The 26595-nt window shown below is 67.2% G+C and carries 25 protein-coding genes and 2 pseudogenes; 14 read left to right on the forward strand and 13 right to left on the reverse strand.

All coding sequences use genetic code 11. From position 1 onward, the window contains the following. Positions 1 to 5: 5 nt before the first annotated feature. From pcaG to ACFQBT_RS03485, 3 genes are all read right to left on the reverse strand, one after another. Positions 6 to 578: a protocatechuate 3,4-dioxygenase subunit alpha gene (gene pcaG / locus ACFQBT_RS03475; protein ID WP_377820402.1), complete on the reverse strand. Its 573-nt coding sequence runs from the start codon at positions 576 to 578 to the stop codon at positions 6 to 8. After that, entirely contained in the window at positions 571 to 1365 is a 795-nt protein-coding gene (pcaH, locus tag ACFQBT_RS03480) for a protocatechuate 3,4-dioxygenase subunit beta (RefSeq protein ID WP_377820403.1), read from the reverse strand. Before pcaH ends, pcaG begins: the two co-directional genes overlap by 8 nt. Before the next feature lie 62 nt (positions 1366 to 1427). Then, positions 1428 to 2537, reverse strand: a complete 1110-nt coding sequence (locus ACFQBT_RS03485) for a DNA glycosylase AlkZ-like family protein (protein ID WP_377820404.1) — start codon at positions 2535 to 2537, stop codon at positions 1428 to 1430. A gap of 34 nt (positions 2538 to 2571) precedes the next feature. On the opposite strand from ACFQBT_RS03485, the gene mshB reads away from it, so the two are divergent. Beyond that, positions 2572 to 3507, forward strand: a complete 936-nt coding sequence (gene mshB / locus ACFQBT_RS03490) for an N-acetyl-1-D-myo-inositol-2-amino-2-deoxy-alpha-D-glucopyranoside deacetylase (RefSeq protein ID WP_377820406.1) — start codon at positions 2572 to 2574, stop codon at positions 3505 to 3507. A 41-nt stretch (positions 3508 to 3548) separates the two neighbouring features. Continuing rightward, positions 3549 to 4313, forward strand: a complete 765-nt coding sequence (locus ACFQBT_RS03495; RefSeq protein ID WP_377820407.1) for a DinB family protein — start codon at positions 3549 to 3551, stop codon at positions 4311 to 4313. 4 nt (positions 4314 to 4317) lie between these two features. Here the strand turns inward: ACFQBT_RS03495 and ACFQBT_RS03500 are convergent, their stop codons facing one another. Next, positions 4318 to 5172: a DUF3105 domain-containing protein gene (locus ACFQBT_RS03500; protein ID WP_377820408.1), complete on the reverse strand. Its 855-nt coding sequence runs from the start codon at positions 5170 to 5172 to the stop codon at positions 4318 to 4320. A 109-nt stretch (positions 5173 to 5281) separates the two neighbouring features. Between ACFQBT_RS03500 and ACFQBT_RS03505 the strand changes: the two genes are divergently transcribed. Together ACFQBT_RS03505 and ACFQBT_RS03510 are read left to right on the forward strand one after the other, a co-directional pair. After that, positions 5282 to 6964 (forward strand): ABC-F family ATP-binding cassette domain-containing protein, encoded by a 1683-nt coding sequence (locus ACFQBT_RS03505; RefSeq protein WP_377820410.1) that lies wholly within the window; start codon positions 5282 to 5284, stop codon positions 6962 to 6964. 22 nt (positions 6965 to 6986) lie between these two features. After that, a complete protein-coding gene (locus ACFQBT_RS03510; RefSeq protein WP_377820412.1) occupies positions 6987 to 7979 on the forward strand; it encodes a hypothetical protein in 993 nt (330 codons plus the stop codon). A 4-nt stretch (positions 7980 to 7983) separates the two neighbouring features. Here the strand turns inward: ACFQBT_RS03510 and ACFQBT_RS03515 are convergent, their stop codons facing one another. After that, on the reverse strand, positions 7984 to 8529 hold the full coding sequence (locus ACFQBT_RS03515) for an ArsR/SmtB family transcription factor (RefSeq protein ID WP_377820414.1): 546 nt from the start codon (positions 8527 to 8529) through the stop codon (positions 7984 to 7986). 227 nt (positions 8530 to 8756) lie between these two features. Between ACFQBT_RS03515 and rplM the strand changes: the two are divergent. The 3 genes and pseudogenes from rplM to glmM all read left to right on the forward strand — a co-directional run bounded on the left by rplM (position 8757) and on the right by glmM (position 11323). After that, positions 8757 to 9205: pseudogene (gene rplM, locus ACFQBT_RS03520) on the forward strand (50S ribosomal protein L13). Between the two features lie 39 nt (positions 9206 to 9244). Continuing rightward, entirely contained in the window at positions 9245 to 9748 is a 504-nt protein-coding gene (gene rpsI, locus ACFQBT_RS03525) for a 30S ribosomal protein S9 (RefSeq protein ID WP_377820416.1), read from the forward strand. Positions 9749 to 9976: 228 nt separating this feature from the next. Beyond that, the gene (gene glmM, locus ACFQBT_RS03530) at positions 9977 to 11323 is read left to right on the forward strand and encodes a phosphoglucosamine mutase (RefSeq protein ID WP_377820418.1); all 1347 of its coding nucleotides are present in this window, start codon (positions 9977 to 9979) and stop codon (positions 11321 to 11323) included. On the opposite strand, the gene ACFQBT_RS03535 is transcribed toward glmM, so the two are convergent. From ACFQBT_RS03535 to ACFQBT_RS03550, 4 genes are all read right to left on the reverse strand, one after another. Further along, on the reverse strand, positions 11320 to 12123 hold the full coding sequence (locus tag ACFQBT_RS03535) for an MOSC domain-containing protein (protein WP_377820420.1): 804 nt from the start codon (positions 12121 to 12123) through the stop codon (positions 11320 to 11322). The genes glmM and ACFQBT_RS03535 overlap by 4 nt on opposite strands. Positions 12124 to 12133: 10 nt before the next feature. Beyond that, a complete protein-coding gene (locus ACFQBT_RS03540; RefSeq protein WP_377820422.1) occupies positions 12134 to 13849 on the reverse strand; it encodes an APC family permease in 1716 nt (571 codons plus the stop codon). A 70-nt stretch (positions 13850 to 13919) separates the two neighbouring features. After that, positions 13920 to 14543 (reverse strand): carbonic anhydrase, encoded by a 624-nt coding sequence (locus ACFQBT_RS03545; protein WP_377820424.1) that lies wholly within the window; start codon positions 14541 to 14543, stop codon positions 13920 to 13922. Continuing rightward, complete coding sequence (locus tag ACFQBT_RS03550; protein WP_377820425.1) at positions 14540 to 16219, reverse strand: fumarate hydratase; 1680 nt, start codon at positions 16217 to 16219, stop codon at positions 14540 to 14542. The genes ACFQBT_RS03545 and ACFQBT_RS03550 overlap by 4 nt, the downstream gene beginning before the upstream one ends. A 146-nt stretch (positions 16220 to 16365) precedes the next feature. Here ACFQBT_RS03550 and ACFQBT_RS03555 point away from each other — a divergent pair, with 146 nt between their 5' ends. The 5 genes from ACFQBT_RS03555 to ACFQBT_RS03575 all read left to right on the forward strand — a co-directional run bounded on the left by ACFQBT_RS03555 (position 16366) and on the right by ACFQBT_RS03575 (position 21386). Next, positions 16366 to 17595: an extracellular solute-binding protein gene (locus tag ACFQBT_RS03555; RefSeq protein WP_377820427.1), complete on the forward strand. Its 1230-nt coding sequence runs from the start codon at positions 16366 to 16368 to the stop codon at positions 17593 to 17595. After that, positions 17592 to 18545 carry a carbohydrate ABC transporter permease gene (locus ACFQBT_RS03560; RefSeq protein ID WP_377820428.1) on the forward strand — a complete coding sequence of 318 codons (954 nt, stop codon included), beginning with the start codon at positions 17592 to 17594 and terminating at the stop codon, positions 18543 to 18545. Before ACFQBT_RS03555 ends, ACFQBT_RS03560 begins: the two co-directional genes overlap by 4 nt. 63 nt (positions 18546 to 18608) lie before the next feature. Continuing rightward, positions 18609 to 19409: a carbohydrate ABC transporter permease gene (locus ACFQBT_RS03565; RefSeq protein WP_377825338.1), complete on the forward strand. Its 801-nt coding sequence runs from the start codon at positions 18609 to 18611 to the stop codon at positions 19407 to 19409. Positions 19410 to 19439: 30 nt separating this feature from the next. Then, positions 19440 to 20690 carry an ABC transporter ATP-binding protein gene (locus ACFQBT_RS03570; RefSeq protein ID WP_377820430.1) on the forward strand — a complete coding sequence of 417 codons (1251 nt, stop codon included), beginning with the start codon at positions 19440 to 19442 and terminating at the stop codon, positions 20688 to 20690. Positions 20691 to 20696: 6 nt separating this feature from the next. After that, positions 20697 to 21386 (forward strand): SDR family oxidoreductase, encoded by a 690-nt coding sequence (locus ACFQBT_RS03575; protein ID WP_377825339.1) that lies wholly within the window; start codon positions 20697 to 20699, stop codon positions 21384 to 21386. On the opposite strand, the gene ACFQBT_RS03580 is transcribed toward ACFQBT_RS03575, so the two are convergent. Both ACFQBT_RS03580 and glpX read right to left on the reverse strand, forming a co-directional pair. Further along, on the reverse strand, positions 21383 to 22303 hold the full coding sequence (locus ACFQBT_RS03580) for a carbohydrate kinase family protein (RefSeq protein WP_377820431.1): 921 nt from the start codon (positions 22301 to 22303) through the stop codon (positions 21383 to 21385). The genes ACFQBT_RS03575 and ACFQBT_RS03580 overlap by 4 nt on opposite strands. Before the next feature lie 5 nt (positions 22304 to 22308). Further along, positions 22309 to 23300: pseudogene (glpX, locus tag ACFQBT_RS03585) on the reverse strand (class II fructose-bisphosphatase). Positions 23301 to 23378: 78 nt separating this feature from the next. Between glpX and ACFQBT_RS03590 the strand changes: the two are divergent. Beyond that, the gene (locus tag ACFQBT_RS03590) at positions 23379 to 23975 is read left to right on the forward strand and encodes a DUF4245 family protein (protein ID WP_377820433.1); all 597 of its coding nucleotides are present in this window, start codon (positions 23379 to 23381) and stop codon (positions 23973 to 23975) included. On the opposite strand, the gene ACFQBT_RS03595 is transcribed toward ACFQBT_RS03590, so the two are convergent. Beyond that, positions 23945 to 25114: a cytochrome P450 gene (locus tag ACFQBT_RS03595; RefSeq protein WP_377820434.1), complete on the reverse strand. Its 1170-nt coding sequence runs from the start codon at positions 25112 to 25114 to the stop codon at positions 23945 to 23947. The two genes, ACFQBT_RS03590 and ACFQBT_RS03595, sit on opposite strands and share 31 nt — an antisense overlap. Further along, positions 25111 to 25335 carry an exodeoxyribonuclease VII small subunit gene (locus ACFQBT_RS03600; RefSeq protein ID WP_377820436.1) on the reverse strand — a complete coding sequence of 75 codons (225 nt, stop codon included), beginning with the start codon at positions 25333 to 25335 and terminating at the stop codon, positions 25111 to 25113. The genes ACFQBT_RS03595 and ACFQBT_RS03600 overlap by 4 nt, the downstream gene beginning before the upstream one ends. Positions 25336 to 25485: 150 nt before the next feature. Between ACFQBT_RS03600 and ACFQBT_RS03605 the strand changes: the two genes are divergently transcribed. Further along, positions 25486 to 26562 carry a glycosyl hydrolase family 18 protein gene (locus ACFQBT_RS03605; RefSeq protein WP_377820437.1) on the forward strand — a complete coding sequence of 359 codons (1077 nt, stop codon included), beginning with the start codon at positions 25486 to 25488 and terminating at the stop codon, positions 26560 to 26562. The last annotated feature ends 33 nt before the right edge of the window (positions 26563 to 26595 follow it).

Consider the following 26595-nt stretch of genomic DNA (forward strand, 5'->3'; position numbering starts at 1 on the left):
GGGACTCAGTCCTGGTGGCGCGGGTACTTCAGGAAGACGGTTTCGCCATCACCCTGCAAGCGGATGTCGAAGCGCAGTGTCCGCTCGTCCTCCTGGACACACAGCAAGGTCGAGCGGCGTTCGCTGTCAACGGAACTCAGCAGGGCATCACCCGTCAGGGCTGCGTCGTCACCCGGGACGTAGGCCCGGGTGTAAAGCCGGTTGAGCAGGCCGCGCGCGAAGACGGTCACCGCGAAGAAGGCGGCGCCGCCCAGCCGGGCCGGACCCGGAGTCACCGTCGAGAAGGTGTAGTAACCGTCGCGCCGGGTGGCGGCCCGGCCGAAGCCGGTGAAGGTGAACTCGTCACGATCTCGGCGCAGCGATCCCTGCTGCTGGGGGATACGACCCTCGGCGTCGGTCTGCCAGACCTCGACCATCGCGTCCTGCAAGCCCTCGCCATGGCCGTCCAGCACGTTCCCGTGCAGCCGGATCGCACCGGGTGTACCGGCGGGGGCGATGAGATGGCCTGTTTCCCAGGGCAATCCGTAGTGGAAGAAGGGACCGATGGTCTGTCCGGGCGTGGGGATCAACTCAGGCATCGTCGTGCTCCTGCTCCATCCGGGTGGCGTGCGTACCGGTCAGCACGATGTCCCAGCGGTAGCCGAGGATCCACTCGTGCTCGGACAGGGCGTGGTCATAGGTTGCCACCAGCCGGTCCCGGGCGGACTGGTCGGTGATCGACTGCAGGATCGGGTCGAGGGGGAAGAGCGGATCACCCGGGAAGTACATCTGGGTAATCATCCGCTGGGTGAACTCGGTCCCGAACAGCGAGAAGTGCACGTGCGCGGGCCGCCAGGCGTTGCGGTGATTGCCCCACGGGTAGGGACCCGGCTTGATGGTCGTGAATTCGTAGTAGCCGTTGTCGTCGGTCAGTGCCCGGCCGGCGCCGGTGAAGTTCGGGTCAAGGGGCGCGGGGTGCTGGTCGCGTTTGTGCACGTAGCGACCGGCGGCGTTGGCCTGCCAGATCTCCACCAGTTGCCGGCGGACCGGTCGGCCGTCGCCGTCCACGATGCGTCCGCTGATCCGGATGCGCTCACCGATGGGCTCGCCCTTCCCGGCGAGGGTCAGGTCGGCTTCCAACGGATCGACGTCGCGTTGGCCGAATACCGGCGCCAGGAGTTCCAATTCCTCCGGGTCGGCGTGCCAGGGCGCTTTGGTCGGGTGCCGCAGCAGCGAGCTGCGGTACGGCGGGAAGTCCACCCGGGGCTGTAGGAGCGGCTCACCGGTGGCGTCCTTGGCCTGGATCGTGGCGATCTCGTCGGTGATGGTGGCCTGCGAATCCAGACCACCGGATTGGTCCGCGGTCTCGATGGTCAGTTCTGACATGAGTCACTCCTTTGCTCCCGGATGAGACCTTAGTCACTGTTCGCATGTTGCACAAGTGTTTGCTATGCGAACACAACGGGTAGGCTGAGCCACTTCGCCAGGTCGGCGATCTCCCGCTCCACCGCGGCGCGCAGGGCGCCGGTGGGCCGGACATCCCAGTGCAGGGCGTGCACGAGCAACCGACCGTGCGCCCGGTCCGTCTGGACGTCGAGCTTGCCCACCAGCCGGTCACCGTGGAGCACCGGCATCGCCCAATAACCCCACCGCCGCTTCGTCTTGGCGGTATACATCTCGAGCTTGTAGTCGTACTCGAAGAGTTCGCCGGTCCGTCGCCGATCGAAGACCAGCCGGTCCAGCGGCGATAGCAACGCAGTGCGGGGGCGATTCGGCTCGTCGTCCAGGTATGCGGGGTCGACGCGCCAGAGGCCGCGCAGCCCCTCGACCCGTGCGGGTATTCCTGCCTGCGCGATGGTCAGCGGCTCGCGCGGATCCTGCTGCCCGCCGCTGCGAGCGATGCCCATCGCGCGCAGGAATCGGGCCGACCGGCGGGCGCGTGCCTCGTCCAACGGGGGCAACGGAACCTCCGGATAGACCCGGCTCGCCAGGTCGTAGAGCACGTCCTGTCCCTCGCGGCCGGCCACCGCCACCTCGCCGCGTCGCACCATCATCGACAGCACCGCGTTGATGTTCTTGTCGTTCGTCCAGCCCGAAGACTTCCACGGCACCAGCGTCGTGTCGGGAATCGCTGCCGCGGGGGTTGGTCCGTCGATGTCGAGTCTGGACAGGATGTCCCGCCGGCACTCGTCGTTGGCCGCCAGCCATTCGATGCTCGCCTGCTGCCATTCGCGCAACGGCGGATCCCCGGGCCAGTTCGCCATCTCGGCGCGATAGTCGGCGACGTCCTCGGCCGGGATCAGCCGCATCAGGATTTCTGCGAAATCACCGCGCGCGACCGCGTCGTCCAGGTCATCGGGTCGATAGTCCGCGCCCAGCCGGCTCCACGCCACCACGTGAGCGCTCGGCGCGACGTACGCCGTGTGCTCGATCTGCACCGAGCCCAGGTGACGCACCAGATCGAGCAGGTCGGTCGGCCGGCGGGCCGTCAGCAGTTGTGCCCGTACGGCGATGGCCCGGGCCTGTGCCCGGGTGAGGGTGACCTCCTCCTGGGTCATGAACCCAGTAGAGCAGGTGCCCTACCGTGGGGCGGTGACCACCAGCCGTCGTCTGATGCTCGTGCATGCCCACCCCGATGACGAGAGCAGCAGTACGGGGGCGACCATGGCGACGTACGCCGGCCAGGGTGCCGCCGTCACTCTGGTCACCTGCACCTTGGGGGAGCGGGGTGACATCGTGGATGCGGATTTGGCCGAGCGCGTGCAGTCGGGCGATATCTCATTGTCGCAGTTGCGGATCCAGGAGTTGACGGAGGCGATGGCGGCGCTCGGGGTGACCGACTTCGTCCGCCTGGGTGGGGACGGCCGCTGGCACGACACGGGGATGGTTTTCGGTCCTGACGGCCTGGCCGCGCCGCCGCCGGACGCCGACCGGGATTCGTTCTGGCGGGCTGACCTACTCGCCGCGGCCGATGAACTGGTCCCGTTGATCCGGGACCGCCGACCGCAGGTGCTGATCACCTACGACCAGTTCGGCTTCTACGGCCACCCCGACCACATCCAGGCGCATCGGGTTGCTACCTATGCGATGGCGCTCGCGGCGGTGCCGAGTTATCGCCCCGACCTCGGCGCGCCGTGGCAGGTGCAGCGAGTGCTGTGGCCGGCGTTCTCCGAGAGTCAGATGCGGGCGGTGATCGCCCAGGAAAAGGCGGCGCGTCAGGCCGCGATCGACGCCGATGAAGAACCGGAAGAGGCGTTCTTTGCCAACTTCGATCTGGACTCAGGTGAGAAGCCGCCGATGTGCGTGGCGGACGATGAGGTCGCCGTGCGGGTCGACGGCTATCCCGTTGCTGCCCAACGGTTTGCGGCCCTCCGGGCCTACCGCAGCCAGATCAAGCCCGACGAGTTCTTCTTCAAGATCGAGGGCGCCCCGCAAGGGGTGTGGTGGGACGAGTGCTACCGGTTGGCCGGTGGTCTCCCGGCACCCGCCGGCGCCACCGACATTTTCGCGGGACTACCCGACAGCTGAACCGGCAACGATCCGTCCGCATTCGGCCCTATGGTCGGGCCATGGTCGATTTTGAGAGCGAAGATCTGGGCGGGTCCACCTTCTCCCGGGTGCGTCTTGCCGGCAGCGACTTCAGCCGCGTCGAACTGACCGGTGCGCACTTCTGGGAGGTGGACCTCGCCGGCAGCCGGTTCGACAACGTCAACCTGCAAGACGTGCACATTCAGGGTGATATCGACGGATTGACGGTGAACGGCGTGCCGGTGGCCCCGCTCGTGCAGGCCGAGTTGACCAGGCTCTATCCGGAGTACGCCGGTCTGAACCCTACTGACGCTCAGGGCTATCGCGACTCGTGGGCCCGGCTGGCCGCCGTCTGGGATGCCACCATCGCCCGTGCGACGACCCTCGATGCCGCCACCCTGAACGCCCACGTGGGACAGGAGTGGTCGTTCATCCAGACGCTGCGGCACCTGAGTTTTGCCATCACCAGCTGGCTGGATGCGGCCATCCTGGGCAGAGCCAATCCGTGGCAGCCGCTGGACCTGCCGTGGGACCAGATGCCGCCGCACCCCGATGTCCCCTCGGACCGCGACGCGGATGTCAGCCTGGCCGATGCGCGCGGACTGTACGACGCCTCGGCCGCCCGGCTCTCGGCGTACCTCGCCGACCTGACCGACGATCGACTCGAGCAGGCGGCATTGGGTTCGCCCAATCCCAACTGGCCCGATGAGCGCCCGACCGTCGCCGAGGCGTTACGTGTCGTCTTCAACGAGGCCTTCTGGCATCACCGGTTCGCGGTCCGTGACCTCGATGAACTGACGTCCTGAGCGCTCACTGCGACACGGCGCCAGCGGGATTGGGCTGCGTAGCGCCGTACGCCGCGGGTCGGCCGCCGGTCTGCACCGGCACCCCGTCGACGGGTTCGTCGAATTCGGGGCTGTACTTCTCGCTGTGCCGGAAGGTGTCCACGAAGCGCTGCAGCCGCGGGTCGGTCGGTGAATCCACCTGCAGCTGGTATCCCCACGACGAGATCACGATGGGGGCGGGAAGGGCGTTGGTCGACCACGGGCTGAGGTCCAGGTAACGGCTGCGCTGTCCGGGGATCTGCGTGGCCGCCGACTCATCGATCAGGCTCTGCTTGCCGACGAAGGCGACCAGTTGGTCGACCTGCGCGGCCGGCAGATCCGGGCGGTAGGTGATCCACACCGCGCCGTGCTCGAGGTTGTGCACGGCCCGTTCGCTGGGAATCGGCTTGGTGTAGACACCGGCGTTCATCCACACCGGGTTGTGCGGCCCGCCGACCGGTGGCGTGATCGTGTAGCTGACCGGACCCAGCACGTGATCGTGCTGCAGGGTGCCCGATGTCGGTGTCCCGGCGGCGGGGTACCCGGAGGTGTCATAGGCGATCACCCCGTCGATGCCCGAGGGGTTGGTGACCTTCGCCGGCGTGGCCTGCGTCGTCGTCGCGCCCGCCGGGTCGGCGGGGATGATCTGATCGGCGACGTTCAGGGCCGGGTCCGCGACCGGGGTGGACTGCGTCGAGCCTTTCGGCCACAGTGCGATAGCCAGCGCCACCGCGATCGCGATGATTGCCGCGGCTACCGCGATCAGCAGCGGCCGGCGGCTGCTCTTTCGTTGCCGGTCTTGTAACTCCCGCAGCTTGAGCTGGCGGTCGGCCTGGGTCATCGTGGCGCCTCCGGTTGATAGTTGATAATTCAACGATACCGCTCCCGGGCCCGGATGCAGCCGGAATTGGAATGCGATCCGCGGCTGCCGTCCGTCATGCTTGACGATCGTGGGTCATATCGATGTGAATTCGGTCGAGTACTACCTGCCCGACGGTCGACCGCTGCTCGGCGGGGTCGGACTTCGCGTGGGGGAGGGCGCCAAGGTCGCTCTGGTCGGCCCGAACGGCACAGGCAAGACGACGCTGCTGCGGATCATCTCCGGTGAGATCGACGCGCACGAAGGGGCGATCACCCGCTCCGGCGGACTGGGCGTCATGTCGCAGTTCGTCGGCAAACAGGGTCAGGAGCAGACCGTCCGTGACCTGTTGGTGAGCGTCGCACCGGAGTCGATCGCCACGGCGGCCAGAGCCGTGGATGCCGCCGAACTGGCGATCATGGAGCGGGACGACGAGCCGGCCCAGATGGCTTACGCGCAGGCGCTCGCAGATTGGGCCGAGGTCGGTGGTTACGAGTACGAGACGTTGTGGGACGTCTGCACGGTCGCGGCCCTGGGGATCCCCTACGACCGGGCGCAGTTCCGCGATCTGAGCACGCTGTCCGGCGGGGAGCAGAAGCGACTGGTGCTGGAGGCCCTGCTGCGCGGGCCCGAAGAGGTGCTGCTGCTGGACGAGCCGGACAACTATCTGGACGTCCCCACCAAGCGGTGGTTGGAGCACGCGTTACAGGACTCGCCCAAGACGGTCCTGCTGATCAGTCACGACCGGGAGCTGCTGGAGCAGGTCGCCACCCGCATCGTCACGCTCGAACCCCAGGCCGCGGGCGCGATCGCCTGGACGCACCCGGGCCGGTTCTCGACGTACCACCAGGCACGCATCGACCGGAACGCCCGGCTGGAGGAGTTGCGTCGCCGATGGGACGAGGAGCACGCCAAACTCAAGACGCTGGTCAACACGCTCAAGGTGAAGGCGGCGTACAACGACGGGATGGCGCCGCGCTACCACGCCGCCCAGACCCGGCTGCGCAAGTTCGAGGAGGCCGGGCCGCCGCAGGCGATCCCCTTCGAGCAGAAGGTGACAATGCGCCTGAAGGGCGGGCGGACCGCCAAACGCGCCGTCATCGCCGAGGGACTCGAACTGACCGGGTTGATGAAGCCCTTCGATCTGGAGATCTGGTACGGCGAGCGCGTGGCCGTGCTCGGATCGAACGGTTCGGGCAAGAGCCACTTCCTGCGGCTGCTGGCCGCGGGCGGTTCGGACCCCGATGTGGAGCACCGACCGGTGGGCGATGTGGCCCCGGATCCCGTTGCGCACAAGGGCACAGTGCGCCTCGGCTCGCGGGTCCGGCCGGGCTGGTTCGCCCAGACCCATGCCCACCCCGAGCTGATGCAGCGCACGCTGCTGGAGATCCTGCACCGCGGCGACGAGCACCGGGCAGGTATGCCGCGGGAACAGGCCTCGCGGGTCCTGGATCGTTACGAGCTGGCGCACGCCGCCGAGCAGACGTTCGGCTCCCTCTCCGGTGGCCAGCAGGCCCGCTTCCAGATCCTGTTGCTGGAATTGTCCGGCGCCACCCTGCTGTTGCTGGACGAGCCCACCGACAACCTCGACCTGCAATCGGCTGAGGCGCTGGAGGAGGGTCTGGAGCAGTTCGACGGGACCGTGGTAGCGGTCACCCACGACCGTTGGTTTGCAAGGGGATTCGACCGCTACCTGGTGTTCGGCGCCGATGGCCGGGTCTACGAGGCACCCGAGCCGGTGTGGGATGAGAAGCGGGTCGTGCGAGCCCGGTGAGGCACCGGGATACAGTTCGCGCATGAATCGCCGCACGGGGGCCGTCGCGCTCGCTGCGGCCGCGATGTCGCTGTCCGCCTGTGGCGCGGCGATCACGCTACCGGCGATTCCCACCGCGTCAGTCGCCACCTCGGCGCCGTCCGCCGGCTCGACGCCTGCTGCCAGCCCGACCCCCTCCGCTGCGGCCACGACGACCGACGGCTCGATGCGCCAGGGGCTTCCCGACGAGGTGGTCGACCGGCTGACGCTGAGCCGGGTCTTCCTCGAGGTCGCCGGCGTGCAAGGGCTGCACTACCGGCTCAGTCCGCGAGTCGTGGCCGTGGGCAACACCACGGACACCGTCCTGACGACGCTGGTCGAGACGGCCAATGACTCGATCCCGCGGATCGAGTCATTGACCGGTGAGCACGCCAAGGACAAGTACCTGATCCTGGCCGCCGCGAACGACAGCACCGCACAGAAGTGGACCGGCGACTCCAACGTCGCCGACGCCGACGGCATCACGATGCCCTACGGGAAGGCGGCGTGGATCGTGATCCCCACCGGCCACCGCTTCAGCGACGGCGGCCGGGTCATCGACGATGACGACTACTTCCGCCATGTGATGGACCACGAGGTGTTCCACGCCGACACCCTGCCGGTCGGGTTCGACGACCCGTCGGTCCCGGAGTGGATGGTGGAGGGTTACGCCGAATGGGCCGCCAACCAAGAGGTTTCGACCGGCCCGGAAAAGGAGCCTCCGGCACGACTGCCCTCGGACACCGAGGTCGTGAACGACACCGACGACGGCTACTTCCGGGCCGGCATGTTCGTGCAGTACGTTGCCGACCGCTTCGGGACGAGCAAGGCACTGGCCTACTACCGGGCCATGCTCGTGGCCACCCACGGCTCGATCGCCGAGGAGTTCCACCGGGCGACCGGCGCCGATTTCACGACGACGGTCGCTGCCTGGCAGCACCAGTTCCACGAGCAGTTCGAATCGTTCGACCCCGATTGGCAGTGGGTTTCGGACTGAGGCTTCAGCCTGCGGGCGGCGGGTCGATCGGCAGCAGGGCGGAATATCCCGCCACCCGGCGTGCCCCCGGCGTACCCGCTCCTGCTCGGCGGTAGCGCTCGAAGACCTCACCCAGCTCGGCCGCCAACGCGGTCAGTTGCTCCTGTGTCACCAGCACCGCGTGGTCGGCCAGCCCGCAGTCGGTGCGCCATGGCGCCGGCCAGTCGTCCTGGGCCTCGATCCACGCCCCGGCGCGCTGGGCGAAGTGCTCGACGTAGTCGTGCTGCAACCATCGCGCGGCCGCCTCGTCGTCCTCGTCCAGGGGAGCGTCGTCGACGGCCGGTTCGCGTACGGCGCCCCACACGCGCCGCTTCCCGTCACCGTGCCCGGTGTCCAGCACCAGTCCCGCGGCTTCCAGTCGACGAAGGTGGTAGGAGGTCGCCCCGGTGTGCGTCCCGAGGGCGCCGGCCAACTCGGTGGCCGTGGCCTCGCCGTGCACGCGCAGGTGGGCCAGGATCCGCGAGCGCAGCGGATGCGCGAGGGTGCGTAGAGGGGAGTCGGAACCGGCCACAGATTGCACAATACCTGTGCATAATCTCTGTGCACAACGCCGGCGGTAGCCGCACGGGCGGCAGAATTCGCCGGAATTCCGGGGGTCTCCGGCGATTTGGGGCACCGTGAGCCCATCCGTAGAATGGTTCTTCGGGTGTTCATCGCCCCGCAGACTTGTGTGCGACCTTCTCGATCGGGGTTCGCGGCACGTTTCACCAGCAAGAACCAACGGAAAAGGTAACGACAGTGCGTACCTACACGCCCAAGCCGGCGGACCTGCAGGACAACGTCACGTGGCACGTCATCGACGCCACCGACGTCGTCCTCGGCCGTCTGGCCAGCCAGGCCGCCATCCTCCTGCGCGGCAAGCACAAGCCGATCTTCGCCCCGAACGCGGACACCGGTGACTTCGTCATCATCGTCAACGCCGACAAGGTCGCGCTGACCGGTGCCAAGCTGGAGAAGAAGAAGGCCTACCGCCACTCCGGCTTCCCGGGCGGTCTGAAGACCACCTCCTACACCGAGTTGATGGCCAAGGACCCGGCCGGCGCGGTGGAGAAGGCCATCAAGGGGATGCTGCCGCACAACTCCTCGGCCGCGCCCAGCTCAAGAAGCTGAAGGTCTACGCCGGCCCGGAGCACCCGCACGCCGCGCAGCAGCCGGCCAAGTTCGAGATCACCCAGGTCGCGCAGTAAGCCGCGCCCCCTCTACACACTTTGAATTGAAGGAGAATCGTGGCTGACTACACCGAGGTCGACGTCCTGGAGGACGACGAGCCGCAGTTGACCGAATACACCACCGAGAGCGACGCGGACGTCGTCGACGAGAACCGTCCGCGCCCGACCGCTTCTGCTCCCGGCGCCGCCACCGGCCGCCGCAAGCAGGCCATCGCTCGCGTCCGCATCGTGCCGGGCACCGGCGAGTGGAAGGTCAACGGCCGCACCCTGGAGGAGTACTTCCCCAACAAGGTCCACCAGCAGCTGGTCAACGAGCCGCTGAAGGTGCTGGAGCTGGATGGCGCGTACGACGTGCTGGTCCGTGTCCACGGCGGTGGCCCCTCCGGCCAGGCCGGTGCCGTTCGTCTGGGCGTCGCGCGCTCGCTGAACGGTGTCGACGAAGAGTTGAACCGTCCCGCGCTGAAGAAGGCCGGCCTGCTGACCCGTGACGCTCGCGTCCCGGAGCGCAAGAAGGCCGGTCTGAAGAAGGCCCGTAAGGCTCCGCAGTACAGCAAGCGCTGATCGCTGCTGCTGCGCCCGAAGCCCGGACTCCGATGGGGTCCGGGCTTCGGTCTTTCCTGCCTGACGCCCGCTGATTCTGAGGGAATCGACGGTTCTGAGGGCGCGCGCCCAGGCGCCCGCCCTCATAACCCGTGATCTCCTCAGAATCGGTGGGTGCGGGACGACATCGAGGAGCAATGGCGGGCGACGTTTCGTCTCTGACGGCCCGCGTCGGCTAGTTTTGGTCCAATGAGCAGATTGTTCGGGACCGACGGTGTCCGGGGTGTCGCCAACCGGGACATCACCGCGGAACTCGCGCTCGACCTGTCCGTGGCTGCGGCCCGGGTGTTGGCCGAGAAGGGCGAGTTCGCAGGTCACCGGCCCTCTGCCGTGGTCGGTCGCGACCCGCGTGCCTCCGGCGAGTTCCTCGCGGCGGCGACCGTCGCCGGCCTGGCGTCCGCGGGCGTGGACGTCTACGACGCCGGAGTGCTCCCGACACCGGCCATCGCCTACCTCACCGCCGATCTGAACGTCGACCTGGGCGTGATGATCTCCGCATCGCACAACCCGATGCCCGACAACGGCATCAAGTTCTTCTCCCGCGGCGGCTTCAAGCTGCCCGACGCCACCGAGGACGCGATCGCCGCAAGTCTGCGTGCCGACTGGCAGCGCCCGACCGGGGCCGGGGTCGGACGGGCCAAGACGCTGCCCGGCGGAGGGGAGAGGTACGTCGAGCACCTGCTGAGCGCCGTACCCGCACCCCTGGACGGGTTGCGCGTCGTGCTCGACGCGGCGCACGGTGCGGCCAGCGAGGTCGGCCCGGAGGTCTTCCGCCGGGCCGGGGCGCAGGTCACCGTCATCGGCGCTGAGCCGGACGGCTTGAACATCAACGACGGGTACGGCTCGACCCACCTGGGACACCTGCGCGTCATGGTCGCCCAGGTCGGCGCCGACCTGGGGCTGGCCTTCGACGGGGACGCCGACCGGTGCCTGGCGGTCGATGCCAGTGGTCAGGTCGTCGACGGCGACCAGATCATGGCCATCCTCGCGTTGGACCTCAAGGAACGCGGCGTCCTGCGCGGCGACACCCTCGTGGCCACGGTCATGAGCAACCTGGGCATGTTGCAGGCGATGGAGCGTGAGGGCGTCAGCGTCCTGCAGACGGCGGTCGGGGACCGTTATGTGCTCGAAGAGATGAAGGCCGGCAACTTCTCCCTCGGCGGCGAGCAGTCCGGCCATGTCATCATGCTCGATCACGCGACCACCGGGGACGGGGTGCTGACCGGGTTGACGCTGGCCGCGCGGGTCGCGAGCACCGGCAAGTCGCTGGCCGACCTCGCCGCGTGTATGATCCGTCTGCCGCAGTTCCTGCTCAACGTTGCGGACGTGGACAAGAACGCCGTCGACAGCAACGAAGCCGTGCAGGCGGCCGTTGTCACGGTCGAGCAGGAGCTCGCCGGCACCGGCCGGATCCTGCTTCGCAAGTCCGGGACCGAACCCGTGGTGCGGGTCATGGTCGAAGCGGCCACGGCCGCGCACGCCGAGGACGTCGCGCACCGGTTGGCGGCGGTCGTGCGCACTGAGCTGGCCCTCTAGAGGGGAAGTACCTCGTCGCCGACGCGGATCTCACCCTCGGCGTCCGGGATCAGGTGGATCGCGAACCATGTCTTACCGTCCCACCGGCGGTGCTTGGCCAGGGTCGCGATCGGCTCCTTGCCCCGGTCGAGGCTGATCGGGTCGATGGTCGTCATCACGCAGCGGTCCACGGCTTTGGCGACGCGGAACGGTACGTCGCCGATGCGCACGGCGCTCCACTCGTCCTCGACGAACGCTTCTTCCCCGTCGATGATCACGTTGGCCCGGAACCGTTGCACCGCAAGGTCATTGCTCGCCCACTGGCTGAGCTGAGTCACCGAGGCCGTGCTGGCCAGTGTGACCGGGTACCCGTCCTGGAAGACAGCGTGATCCCCGCTGCGGGAAAACTCCGGGTTGAGCGAGCGCTGGGTGGGGTCCTCGCACCACACCAGGTGCAGATCGCCGCGGCCGAGGACGCCGGCCAGCCACGCGTCAGCGTCGGCGCCGGCGTAGCGGACCTTGGTGTGCGGCCGGGTGAAGAGACGCGCGGGAGCCAGCCGGCCGTCGTAGGGGAAGGAGATCTCAATGGTCTCGGCGCCGGGCGCGGACAGGGTCAGGTCCGCGCTGCCGCCGGTTTGGGGCGTGTCCGCGACGATCGTGAAGAGCTGGTTCATCTCGCGAGCGGAGACCATGTCACCGGCGTCGTCGACGATCATCCACTCCCGATCGCCGCGCAGACCGGCCAGTCCGATGTACGCCGAGTCGACGCTCCGGATGGCCGTGGACTTGACGGGGTGGAGGTTGAGGGCGGTGACGCGCACGGTCTCCAGGCTAGTCGTCCAGATCCTCGCGCCGGACGGCACGCTGACCGGGCGGCAGGTTGGACAAGTCCTCCTTGATGAGGATGTCCGGCAGCCCGGAGTCGGGCAAGCGCACCTCGGCGTCCCCGGCGGGATCGTGTGGGATACCGGCGAGGACGAGTTCGTGGGCCGCCTTGCGAGGCAATGTCTTCTGCCGGAAGTAGTCGGACTTGATCAGCCACCACGCCACCATCAGCACGACACCCAGTACCAGGGCCGCGATGCCGACCACGGCGACGGCTCCGTGACCGAAGATCGTGATGTTGTTGCCGTCGTCGTCGGTCAACCAGTCCGGGGCCCAGTAGGACTTCACCGCGTAGACGAAGGCGCCCGCCAGGATGAGGCCGCCGAGCAACGGGAACAGGCCCTGCATCACGAAGTTGCGCCACGAACTGAGCAGGTTGCGCCGGTAGAAGACCACGCAGGCGAAGCCGGTGAGGCCGTAGTAGAACGCGATCATCAACCCGATCGAGCCGATCAGGGCGGACAGCAGGTTCTGGCTGATCAGGGTGAAGATCAGGTAGAAGACCACCGAGATGACGCCCATGCCGATGGTCGACCAGGTGGGGGTCAGGTATTTGGGGTGGATCCGGGCGAACCGCTCCGGGATCGCCTTGTAGACCGCCATCGACAACGCGGTGCGGGCCGTCGGCAGGATCGTGGTCTGGGTGGAGGCTGAGGCGGAGGTCAGGATGGAGGCGGCCAGCAGCAGTTGGCCCACGTGTCCCAGGGCGCTGCTGCCGAACAACGCGGGGGAGATGGCCGAGAAGACGTCCTCGGAGTTGGCCTGGTTGCCCAGGCCGATTCCCTTCGTGCCCGTGCCCGCGAACGCCACTGCGGCGACCGTGACGATCGCGTAGGTGAACAGCAGGATGAGGGTCGACAGGACTGCTGCGCGTCCCGGAGTGGTCGCGGGGTCGTCGGTTTCCTCGTTGATCGAGACCGCCGAGTCCCAGCCCCAGTAGATGAAGACAGCGGTCAGGAGGGCCGGCGCGATGACCTGCGTGAAGGACAGACCGCCCGGCCAGAACCAACTCCATTGCGGATGCAGGGAATACGACTCCGCGTGTCCTGTGTAGACCTTGATCAGCGCCACGGCCGCGAAGAGGAAGAGCACCAGGACCTCGATGGTCAGCAGGCCGTACTGGATCCGGGCGCTGATCTCGATCCCGCGGTAGCAGATGTAGGTCATCACGGCGATCCAGATGATCCCGGCGACCGTGGACCAGAAGGTGCTGCTGGACAACGTGTTGTGCAGTCCGAGGGTGTCGGCGAAGGAGAACGAGTACGAGCCGGCGATCTGGGCCAGGTTCGCCATCACGATCACATCGGCGGCGATGATGCCCCACCCGCTCATCCACCCGACCACGGGTCCGAAGGCCCGCGAGGCCCAGGTGAACGACGTACCGCAGTCCGGCTCGGCCTTGTTCAGCTCCTGGTAGGCGACCGCGATGAAGTACATCGGGATGAAGGCCAGCAGGATGATGGCGGGTGCTTTGACCCCGGCCAGCAGTGCGCCGCCGCTGGCGACCACGAAGCCCAGGCTCGCAGCCAGCGAATAGGCAGGGGCGGTCGAGGCGACCCCGACCACGATGGTGGACAGCAGCCCGACCGCTCCGGACTTCAGACCCTTGTCGCCGGAGGTTTCCGGGAAGCCGATCGGTGCGGCGTCAGGAGTAGTGCTCACCAGCTGACGGTAGAGCGACCGGTGCGCCGGGGTAAGGCGTTACAGCGAACTCGCAGGTGGCATTCAGGTATCACGCGGTGGTGATGTCGCCCACGGTGGTCGCCACGCTGGCCTTGCCGTCGCCGATCTCGTACGTCGCGCCGACGATCGCAAGCGTGCCGGCGTTGATTCGCTCGTGGATCGCCACCGAGCGTTCCTTCAGGAGGTTCGTCGTCACGCGGACGTGCTCAGCCTCCAACTCCTCCAGCGTGGTGGCCCCATCGCGCCGGGCAGTCATCACACTGGGTGTCACTCGCTCGACGATGTCGCGCAGGAACCCGCCCGGCACCGTTCCCGACTGCACCGCATCCATCGTCGCCTTGATCGCTCCACAGGATTCGTGGCCCAGGACGACGATCAGCGGAACTCCGAGCTCAGCGACGCCGAACTCGATGGAGCCGAGGACCGCGTTGTCGATCACGTGCCCGGCCGTCCGCACCACGAACAGGTCGCCCAAGCCCTGGTCGAAGATGATTTCGGCCGCGACCCTGGAGTCAGCGCAGCCGAAGAAGATCGCCGATGGCGTCTGGCCGGCCTCCAGCAGGTGGCGACGCTGTGCGTCCTGGTTGGGGTGCCGGGGCGAATTGGCCATGAACCGCTCGTTGCCGGCGGCCAGTTCGTCCCAGGCCCACTGCGGGGTCAGCGGGTGGCTCACAAGCCGGGCCGCGTCGAGATCGAGAAGGCGACCGGTTTGGCGACCGAGGCGAAGAAGTCCTCACCCTTGTCGTCAACGACGATGAAGGCCGGGAAGTCCTCGACCTCGATCTTCCAGATTGCTTCCATACCCAACTCCGGATACTCGATGACGTCGACGTGCTTGATGCAGTCCTTGGCCAGGCGGGCTGCCGGGCCGCCGATCGAGCCGAGGTAGAAGCCGCCGTGCTTCGCGCACGCGTCGGTCACCTGTTTGCTCCGGTTGCCCTTGGCCAGCATGACCATCGAACCACCCGCAGCCTGGAACTGCTCCACGTAGGAGTCCATCCGCCCCGCGGTGGTCGGTCCGAAGGAGCCGGACGCGTAACCGTCGGGAGTCTTGGCCGGGCCGGCGTAGTAGACCGGGTGGTCCTTCAGGTACTGCGGCATCGGCTCACCGGCGTCGAGCCGTTCCTTGATCTTGGCGTGCGCGATGTCCCGGGCCACGATCAACGGCCCGGTCAGCGAAAGCCGTGTCTTGACAGGGTATTTCGACAGTTCGGCGAGGATCGCCGGCATGGGTTGGTTGAGGTCGATGTGCACGACGTCACCGGCGTCTTCCAGGTCCTCGTGCGTGGTGTCGGGCAGGAAGCGGGCCGGGTCACGTTCGAGTTCCTCGATGAAGACGCCCTCAGCGGTGATCTTGCCCAGGCATTGCCGGTCGGCCGAGCAACTGACCGCGATCGCGACCGGCAGCGACGCACCGTGTCGGGGCAGGCGCACCACGCGCACGTCGTGGCAGAAGTACTTGCCGCCGAACTGCGCACCGATCCCGAAGTTGCGGGTCAGCTCCAACACCTGCTGCTCCAGCTCGGTGTCTCGAAAGCCGTGCGCGGTCATGTCGCCGGAGGTGGGCAGGTTGTCCAGGTACTTGGCGCTGGCGTACTTGGCCGTCTTCAGCGCGAACTCGGCGCTGGTGCCGCCGATGACGATGGCCAGGTGGTACGGCGGGCACGCGGCCGTCCCGATCGCGCGCAGCTTCTCGTCCAGGAAGCGCATCATCGAGTCGGGGTTCAGGATGGCCTTGGTTTCCTGGTAGAGGTAGGACTTGTTGGCCGAGCCGCCGCCCTTGGCCATGAAGAGGAACTTGTACGTCGTCTCGTGGCCCGCCGCCGTGTCGGCGTACAGCTCGATCTGGGCGGGCAGGTTGGAACCGGTGTTCTTCTCCTCCCACGTCGTGATCGGCGCCATCTGCGAGTAGCGCAGATTCAGGCGGGTGTAGGCGTCGAAGACGCCGTGCGCGATGGCTTCCTCGTCGGGCCGCCCACCCTCGACCAGAACGTGGGATCCCTTCTTACCCATCACGATCGCCGTACCCGTGTCCTGGCACATCGGTAGCACCCCGGCGGCGGCGATGTTGGCGTTCTTCAGCAGGTCGGTCGCCACGAATTTGTCGTTGGCGCTGGCCTGCGGGTCGTCCAGGATCGAGCGCAGCTGGGCCAGGTGCGCCGGGCGCAGGTAGTGGGCGATGTCGTGCATGGCGGTGTCGGTCAACGACCTCAGCGCGGCCGGCTCCACCTCCAGGAAGGTCCGCCCGCCCGGCCCGGCGACCGTGCGCACCCCCTCGGTGGTCAGCAGACGGTACGACGTGTCGTCCGTTCCAGCGGGAAGCAGGTCCTCGTAGGCGAAGTCGGCCATGTCTTCCAGATTATCGACACCCCTGCGGGTGACCTTCCGGTGGCTGCCCGGCGGGGGATTGGGTAGGCACTACATATGCGTCGGACGATCAAGCAGCAAGCCGCAGCCGTCGTGATCACCATGGTCGGATCTGCCGGGATCGCTGCGTGCTCGTCGGCGAGCGGGGGACGCCCAACCTCACCTGGTACATCAACCCCGACGGCGGCGGTTCGGACCCGACCAAGGGCGGTCAGGCCCAGTTGGCCAAGGAATGCACCGCGGCCTCGGGCGGGAAATACACGATCACCATCCAGCAATTGCCCAACAGCGCAAGCGACCAGCGGATCCAGTTGTTGCGGCGCCTCGCCGCGGGGGACGCGTCGATGGACCTGATGAGTATGGACCCGGTGTTCGTGGCCGAATTCGCCGAAGCCGGCTACCTGGCTCCGGTGCCGCAGTCGATGCAGGCTGAATTCACCCAGGACAGAGTGCAATCGGCGGTCGACGCCTCGAAGTGGCGGGGCAAGCTGGTCGCGGTGCCGTTCTGGGCGAACACCCAGGTGCTGTGGTACCGCAAGTCCGTCGCCGCCAAGGCCGGGCTGGACATGACCAAACCGGTCACCTGGGACCAGGTGATCTCGGCCGCGCAGAAGACCAAGACCACCCTGGGCGTGCAGGCCTCGCTCTACGAGGGCTACATGGTCTGGATCAATGCGCTGGTGGCGGGAGCGGGCGGCAAGATCGTCGAGAACCCGGGCGCGACGTACGACGAGTTGAAGCTCGGTCTGGACAGTCAGGCCGGGCGCGACGCGGCCAAGGTGATCCAGCAGGTGTCCGCCACGGGGGTCGGCGGGCCGGCCATGGGTTCAGCCACCGAGACCGAGGCGCTCAACCTGTTCCAGAACACCACCACCAGCGGGTTCCTGGTGAACTGGCCTTACACCTACGCGGCGCTGCAGACCGCGAAGGTGCCGTTCATGAACGACATCGGCTGGACCACCTACCCGCAAACGGTCGCCGGCCAGCAGGCCCGGCCGCCGTTCGGCGGTATCGAGCTCGGGGTCGGCGCCAAGAGCTCGCATCAGGATCTGGCCTACCAGGCGGCGGCCTGCATCAGTAACGAGAAGAACCAGACGACGTACATGCTCGGTACGGGCAACCCGGCCAGCCGCAAGGCGGTCTTCGAGGAGGCAAGTGTGAAGAAGGCGTTCCCGATGGCCAGCCTGATCCAGCAGTCGCTGCAACAGGCCGCGCCGCGTCCGCAGTCGCAGTACTACGGCGACATCTCCACCGGGATCCAGCAGAAGTTCAGCCCGCCGAATGCCGTCAACCAGCAGACTCCGGCCAAGGCGCAGCAGTTCATCCTGGACGTGCTCAACGGGAAGGCCCTGTTGTGACCGCGGTGGAAGCGCCGCAGACGCGTAGCGCACGCAACGAGAACAAGCCGCGGTTGTCCGACCGGGCCAAGGCCGAACGGTCACTGGGCTGGAAGCTGGCCGGCCCGGCGTTCGTGATCATGTTGCTGGTCACCTTGTATCCGATCGCCTACGCGGTCTACCTGTCGTTGTTCAACTACCGTCTGACCGACCCCTCGGGCCGCAGATTCGTCTTCTTACAGAACTACATCACTGCCTTCGGCGACCCGTTGTTCTGGCGGGCCGTCGGGGTCACCGTCGTGATCACGGTCATCACCCTCTTCTTCGAGCTCATCTTCGGCTTCCTGATCGCGCTGGTGATGAACAAGGTGGTCATCCCGCGGCGCACGTTGCGCACCGTCGTACTCATCCCGTACGCGATCATCACCGTGGTGTCCGCCTTCAGCTGGAAGTACGCCGCGCAGGTCGACACGGGCTTCATCAACCACTGGCTGCATACCCTGACCTTCGGGGCGTGGGACCTGAACTTCAACTGGTTCGGCGGCACGTGGACCTCGATCTTCATCATCTGCCTGTCGGAGATCTGGAAGACCACGCCGTTCGTGTCGTTGCTGCTGCTGGCCGGTCTGGCCAACGTCGACTCCTCACTCGAGGAAGCTGCCGAGGTCGACGGAGCCACCTGGTGGCAGCGGATGACCCGGGTGGTGCTGCCGAACATGAAGGCCGCGATCCTGGTGGCCGCGCTCTTCCGGACCCTGGACGCCTTCCGGATCTACGACAACCCCTTCATCATGACCGGCGGGGCCAACAACACCACGACACTGTCGATCCTGGTCGCCAACGAGACGATCAACCGGGTCGAGATCGGGATGGGCTCGGCCCTGGCCGTCATCTTGTTCATCTTCGTCCTGATCATCGCCTGGATCTTCATCAAGGGATTCAAGGTCGACCTGACGGCAGGGAGGAGCTGAACCGTGGCCAGCGCGAGAGAGAACCGCACCAAGTGGGGACTGTTCGCCGTCTCCATCCCGATCATGCTGTGGACGATCATCCCGCTGCTCTGGATCTTTGCCACGTCGCTGAAATCAACTGCGGCGCTAGGTGATCCGACCCAGAACTCCTTCGGCAACTTCTGGCCGAAGGAGCCCACCTGGGACAACTACTCGCTGATCTTCACCGGTGGCGCCAAGGATCTGTTCGTGCCGGCGCTGTGGCACTCGATCGTGGTGTGCCTGATCGCGACGCTGATCGCGGTCATCCTGGCAACGTTCTGCGCCTACGCGATCGCGCGGTTGGACTTCCCCGGCAAGAAGCTGATCCTGGGCACAGCACTCGCGGTGTCGTTCTTCCCGGTGATCGCGATGGTGACGCCGCTGTTCAACCTGTGGCGGCAGATCGGCCTGTTCGACACCATCCCCGGCCTGATCATCCCCTATCTGGCGTTGACGCTGCCGCTGGCCATCTGGACGCTGACGGCGTTCTTCCAGCAGATCCCGTGGGAGATGGAGCAGGCCGCTCAGGTGGACGGCGCCAGCAGTTGGCAGGCATTCCGCAAGGTCATCGTGCCGCTGGCCGCGCCCGGCGTCTTCACGACGGCGATCATCTCCTTCTTCACCGCGTGGAACGATTTCGTCTTCTCCTCCAACCTGACCTCGTCCAACGCGCGCACCGTCCCAGCCGCCCTGGCCTTCTTCACCGGCGCGAGCCAGTTCGAACAACCGACGGGTGCCATCTGTGCGGCCGCCGTCGTCGTCACCATTCCCGTAGTCATCCTGGTGCTGGTCTTCCAGCGTCGTATCGTGACCGGACTGACGTCCGGTGCGGTCAAGGGCTAACGCGACCATTCCGACTCCCGAGGAGCGCCCATGGCACACATCGAACTCAAACACCTGGTCAAGAAGTACGGCGATGGGTTCCCTGCCGTCAACGACGTCTCGCTCGACATCGCCGACGGGGAATTCGTCATCCTGGTCGGCCCGTCCGGCTGCGGTAAGTCCACCCTGCTGCGAATGATCGTGGGACTGGAGGACATCACCTCCGGTGAGCTGGACATCAACGACAAGCGGGTCAACGACCTCGCCCCGCGGGATCGCAACCTGGCGATGGTCTTCCAGAACTACGCGCTCTACCCGCACCTGACGGTGCGCGAGAACATCGCCTTCCCGTTGCGGCTGGCCAAGGGCAAGCACTCCGAGGAGGAGATCCAGGCCAAGGTCGACCGGGCCGCGGAAATGCTGGAGCTGACCGAGCACCTGGAGCGCAAACCCGCCAACCTGTCCGGTGGCCAGCGTCAACGCGTCGCCATGGGCCGGGCCATCGTGCGAGACGCCGACGCGTTCCTCTTCGACGAGCCGCTGTCGAACCTCGACGCCAAGCTGCGCGGCCAGATGCGCACCGAGATCGCCCGCATGCAGCGCCGACTGGGCATCACCACGATCTACGTGACCCACGACCAGGTCGAAGCCATGACGCTGGGGGACCGGGTCGCCGTACTCTCCAAGGGCGTTCTGCAGCAGGTGGCCTCACCGAGGGAGCTGTACGAACAGCCGGTGAACCTCTTCGTCGCGGGCTTCATCGGCTCACCGCCGATGAACTTCCTGCCCGCCCAGGTCGACGGGAACACCTTGAAGCTGCCTTTCGTCGACGTGCCGATCCCGGACGATCTCGCTGAGAAAGTCTCCGGCCACGACGTCGTCATCGTCGGGCTGCGGCCGGAGGAGATCAAGCACGCCGAGGTCAACCCGATCGACGACGGAGCCGCCTTCAACGCGGTCGTCGACGTCACCGAGTGGCTGGGCAACGAGCAGTACGCCTACGTGCCGTTCGACGCCGACCCGAAGGTGGCCCAGGCGCTCGCCGACCTCGACCGGGACCTGGACGGGGAGAGCATGCGCACCCAACTGGTGGTCAACCTGGACTCGCGCTCCCGGATCCTGGAGGGAGACGACGTGACCTTCGTGTTCAGCCCGGGCACGATGCACGTCTTCGACCCGGAGACCGGTGAGAATCTCACCCGCGACGACGAGAAGGCCGCCGAGATCGCCAAGGAGTCGGAGGAGGCGCGCAAGGCCGCCCTGTCCCGGGCGAAGGCGCGCGAGGAGAAGATCGCCTCCTAAGCTGGCATCGTGCAGCTTCCCGTTGTCCTCATCACCGGCGGCACGCGCGGGATCGGCGCCGCCGTCGCCGAGTCCCTGGCGCCCGATCATCACCTGCTGATCGGCGGACGGTCGGCTTCGTCGGTGACCGAAGCGGTCGCGTCGTACCCGTCGGCGTCGGGTTTCGTAGCCGATCTGGCCTCGCCCTCCGAGGTCGCGGCGGCGGTGGCCGGTGTGGAGCGCCTCGATGCGGTGGTGCACTCGGCGGGCGTCCTCGGGTCGGGCACGGTTGCCGACCTGTCACGTGATGACTGGCGTAAGACGCTGGAGCTCAACGTGGTTGCGGTTGCCGACCTGACGCGTGAGTTGCTGCCGCTGTTGCGGGCAGCACGGGGGACCGTGGTCACGATCAACTCCGGCAGCGGCCTGCGGTCCAACGCGAAGGGTGGTCTCTACTCCGCCTCCAAGTTCGCTCTGCGGGCGTTCACCGACGCGCTGCGGGAGGAGGAGCGGTCGCACGGCGTACGAGTGTCCGGCATCCATCCCGGTCGGGTGGCAACCGACATGCAGCGGGAGTTGAAGCAGATCGAAGGGGAGGAGTACGACGAGTCGCTCTACCTCAAACCCGAATCCGTTGCTGCCGCAGTGCGATTGGCGCTCACCATCGGTCGGGATGCCTGCATCGAGGAGCTCTCGATCCGCCCCGGCCCGCGTTAGACCGGGAGTTCGTCGCGGCGGGGCGGGTCGGCCCCTGCGCGGGAGACCGTGATCGCCGAGCAGGCGATCGCCCGTAGGGCAGCGGGTAGGACGTCCTGAAGGCCGGCTGAGCGCAGGGCGGTGCGGGACTCGGGGCCGCCGAGCAGCCCGGCGCCCAGCAGGCCTGAGATCAGCCCGGACTGGAACGAGTCCCCGGCGCCCACCGTGTCCACGACATCCACGGAAGCCCCTGGCACGTCGGCGAACTCCCCGGTACGCGTGAGGTGCATCCGTGCGCCGGACGGGCCGAGAGTAGCGACCGTGAGCGACGGGCCGAGTTGACCCCACAGGTTCAGCACCGCATCCAGGGAGGCCTCCTGGCCGTAGAGCCAGGCGATGTCCTCATCACTTGCCTTGACCACGTCGGACAGGCCGATCAACTGCTCGACCTGTGCGCGAGCATCGTGCGGGTCGCCCATCAAAGACGGTCGCGCGTTGGGGTCGAAGGAGACGGTGGCGTGTTCGCGGGCGGTGCGGACGGCGTGCTCGACCTGGATCGCTCCCGGCTGCAGGACGGCGGCGATCGAGCCGGTGTGGAAATGCCCGAAGTCGTGGGAGAGCTGCTGCTCGAACCGCCAGTCGATGTCGAACGCGTAGCTGGCAGAACCGTCCTGGGCCAAGGTGGCCTGCGCGGTGCTGGTCCGGGCCGCGGTGTCCGAGCCGGGGGTGAGACCGACGCCGTCTTCGGCCAGCTGGCCCACGATGAGCGCACCGTAGGGGTCCCCAGCGATGTGGGTCGCCAGTTCGGTCTCGTGGCCCAGGCGGGCCAGCCCGACGGCGACGTTGAGTGGACTGCCGCCCACGTGCGCTTCGACGGATCCGTCCTGTCGCCGTACGACGTCGATCAAGGCCTCTCCGGCGACGAGAACCCGGGCCATCGCGCCTACTTCACACCGGGTGCGTAGGTGCGCAGTTTGTCGAGGCGGTGTTCGGCCTCGATGGTGCGGATCGTGCCGCTCTTGGAACGCATCACCAGGAGTACGTCGTGGCGCCGCCGGCGTAGTAGCGGATGCCCTTGAGCAAGGAGCCGGTGGTGATCCCGGTGGCCACGAAGAAGCAGTTGTCGCCGGTGACCAGTTCATCGGTCGACAGGACGCGGTCCAGATCGTGGCCGGCGTCCAGTGCCTTCTGCTTCTCGTCGTCGTCTTTGGGCCACAGCCGTCCCTGGATGGTGCCGCCCAGGCACTTCATGGCGCAGGCGCTGATGATGCCCTCGGGGGTGCCACCGATACCCAGCAGCAGGTCGATGCCCGTGCCGGGGCGGGCGGCGCTGATCGAGCCGGCCACGTCACCGTCGGAGATGTAGCGGATGCGGGCGCCGACCTCGCGGATCTCCTCGGCGATCTGTGCATGCCGCGGCCGGTCGAGCAGGACTACGGTGACGTCGGAGACGCTGCTGCCCTTGGCCTTTGCTACCCGCTTGACGTTCTCCTTCACCGGGAGGCGGATGTCGACGACGTCGGCGGCCTCCGGGCCGACCGCCAATTTGTCCATGTAGAAGACGGCGCTGGGGTCGAACATCGAGTGTCGCTCGCTGACCGCCATGACCGAGACCGCGTTGTTCATGCCCTTGGCGGTGAGAGTGGTGCCGTCCACGGGGTCGACCGCCACGTCGACCTCCGGACCGGTGCCGTCACCGACGAGTTCGCCGTTGTAGAGCATCGGTGCCTCGTCCTTCTCGCCCTCACCGATGACGACGGTGCCGCGCATCGAGACCGAGGAGATGAGCTTGCGCATCGCCTCGACGGCAGCGCCGTCGGCCGCGTTCTTGTCGCCGCGGCCGACCCACCGGCCACTGGCCATCGCGGCCGCCTCGGTGACCCGCACCAGTTCGAGGGCGAGGTTGCGGTCGGGGATGTCGCTGATCTCAGACATGGGTGCTCCTTTGCTCCCGATCGCCCGGTGGCGTCGGCCGATCCGAGCCTATCGGGCCCGATGAGGGAAGATGGACCGGTGAGTGACACCGCAACGCAGGAAGAGGCCCCCGCGCCGGCGCCGCGCCGCATGCGTGGTGGCGTGCGCAGCATGGTGATCTCGATGATCGTGTTGCTGGCCGCCGTCGCGGTGTGGGTCGCGATGGTGCCGCGGGTCAGTTCGGTCAGTACGCCGGTCGCCGACCCCCAGGGCATCGCGCGGGAGATCGGCGCCCGGCAGAAGTGGGATGTCGCGATCCCGGTCGGTCTACCGGAGGGCTGGGCCGCACAGAACGTCACGCTGCTCACGTTCGACAAGCAGCCCGCCACATGGCAGGCCGGCTACGACGCACCCAACGGCGGCTACGTCGCGGTTCTGCAGACCAAGGACGGTGACGCGGACTGGGTCAAGCAGCAGACCTATTCCGGTGTGCCGGCGGGCACCGTCACCATCGACGGGGTCACCTGGACCAAGTACGACCGGGCCAGCAAGGACCAGAAGTCGCTCGTGCGCAGCACCCCGTTGTCCGGGTTGTCGACCGCGGTGACCGGGCTGGGTAGCTGGGAGCAACTGCAGCAGTTCGCCGGCGCCCTCCAGCCGATCAGTCAGGCGCTGAAGACCTCGACGGCTTCGTAGCCTCGAAGGACCCAGGTCGGTCGCCGCGTGGTGGCCTCGAGTCGCAGAGCCGGGAATCGGCGTACGACGGTCGCGATCGAGGCCTGCAACTCCACCCGGGCGAGCGGGGCACCGACGCAGAAGTGCCGCCCCAGACCGAACCCGACGTGCGGGTTCGGGTCGCGCCCTAGGTCGAATCGGTTTGCGCTCTCGCCGAATACGGTTTCGTCGCGGTTGGCCGAACCCATCAGGCAGGCGATCTTCTGACCCTGCGCGATGGGGACACCCGCGACCTGGGTGTCGGCAACGGCGGTGCGTTCGAACAATTGCAGCGGCGCGTCGAAACGCAGCCATTCCTCGGCGGCGACGGCTATGTCGGTCTCCGCCCGGACAAGGCGCCGCCATTGGTCAGGGTGCTGCAGCGCGGCGACCAGACCGTTGCCGAACGCGTTGACGCTCGCCTCGTGGCCGGCGTTCAGAAGCAGGACCACGGTCGCGACCAGTTCGTCCTCGCTGAGCCGGTCGCCTTCCGCGCGCTCGGCGATCAACCCGGTGATCAGGTCATCGCCCGGGTGCTGCTCGCGGAAGGCGACGACGTCCCGCACGTACGCCGAGAACTCATCGGCTGCCTGTGCCGCAGCGGTTTTCGTGGCTTGCGTGGTGCCGGGTTCGTAGAGGTGCACGATCGCCTGCGACCAACGGCGCAGGTCGGCGTGGTCGGTCCGGGGGACACCCAACAGGTCGGCGATGACGAAGACGGGCAGCGGCTCGGCGTACTGGGCAATGATGTCGCCGCCCTCGAACGAGTCGATCAGTTCTTCGGCCAGGGCGGTCACGCGGGGGCGCATCCGCTCGACGTGCCCACGTCCGAACGCGCCGGCGACCAGTCGGCGCAGCCGGGTGTGCGCGGGCGGCTCGTTCTCCATCAACTGGTTGCGGTGCAATGAGTTGACCTGTGCCATCTGGTCCTCGGGCTCGAAGTCGGACCAGATACGACCGAAGTCGCGGCTCTTCAGGGTGTCGGTGACGGCGGCGTGCGTCGTCGCGAGGAACATGCCCCAGCCGTCATGCCACACGACGGGCGCTTCAGCCCGCAACGCGGCCAGGGTGGGATAGGGATCGTCGATGAATCCGGGGTCGGCGGTGTCGAGCGCGGTCACTCTTCGTGCAACTCCTGGATCTGCTCGGCGGTCATCGCCTCGATGCGCTTCTCGGCCTGGTCGAGCCACTGCTGGCAGTGCTGGGCCAGGGCTTCGCCGCGCTCCCACAGCGCCATGCTCTCCTCCAGGCTCTGGTTGCCCGCCTCCAGCGTCGCAACGATGGCCGTCAGTTCGTCACGCGCCTCTTCGTAGGACAGGTCCTCGATCTGCGGGTCGGTCATGCGCTCCAGCGTAGGCGCACGGGACCGTTACTGCGGACGGCTGGTGGCTGCCGCCGGAATCGGCCTGAGCGCACAGCGCCACGGCCGTCGTGACTGCAATAGCGTGGGTACCGGCGGGATTTGTTAACAATCCTTACTAAAGAGGTCATCATGAGGAAAATTCGGTACGCGGCCGGCCTGGCCGCCGCGCTGGCCACGGTCACGACGGGGATGGGTACGGCCACGGCCACGACGAACCCGGCGGCGGTGCACGGGTGGCACTGGCCGCCGTCCATCGTCACGTCCGGTCTGCCCTCACAGGTGGCCGCGCCGTACGTCGATGTCACCGAGGTCGACGATCTGGCCGCGGTGTCCCAGCAGTCGGGTTCGCGGTTCCTCACCTTGGCCTTCCTGCAAACCGCTGCTCCCGGCTCCTGCGATCTGACCTGGGCCGGCGACGCGACCAAGCCCGTCGAGGCTGCCGCCTTCGGCGACCAGATCCGCACGATCCAGCGGCGTGGTGGCAACGTGATCCCGTCGCTGGGCGGATACACCGCGGACACCACGGGCACCGAACTGGGCGACAGTTGCAGCGACCCGGACAAGATCGCCGCGTCGCTGATCAAGCTCTTCACCACGTATCGGGTGCACCGGGTGGACCTGGACATCGAAGCCGACTCCATCAACAACGCCGCAGGTGTCGATCGTCGCAACCTGGCCATTGCGAAGGTGCAGGAATGGGGTAGGCGACACCACTACCCGGTGTCCTTCTCCTACACGTTACCCTCGACGCCCCAGGGTCTTGCGCCCAGCGGGCTGGCGGTGCTGGCGTCCGCGGCGAAGTTCCACGCGAAGATCGACGTGGTCAACATCATGACCTTCGACTACTGGGACGGCGTCCAGCACGACATGCTGGCCGATGCCGAGACGGCCGCGACCGGTCTGACCGCCCAACTGAAGTCGACGATCCTGCCGCACGCGACGACCACGCAGTTGTGGCGCAGTGTGGGGATCACCCAGATGATCGGGATCGACGACTTCGGCCCGACGGAGACCTACAGCGTCGACCAGGCGAGGTCCTTGGTGTCCTGGGCGCGGCAGAAGGGTGTGTCTTTGATGAGTTTCTGGGCCCTGCAACGCGACAACGGAACCTGCGCCGGAAAGGCCGGCCAGAACGACTGCTCCGGTATCGCTCAGTCGCCATGGGCCTTCAGCACGGCGTACGCCCGCTTCACCTCCTGGTTCTAACCTCTCGCAAAGAACCGTTTGCAAAGAAGTCTT

Source organism: Branchiibius cervicis, from assembly GCF_042661605.1.
Taxonomy (GTDB): domain Bacteria; phylum Actinomycetota; class Actinomycetes; order Actinomycetales; family Dermatophilaceae; genus Branchiibius; species Branchiibius cervicis.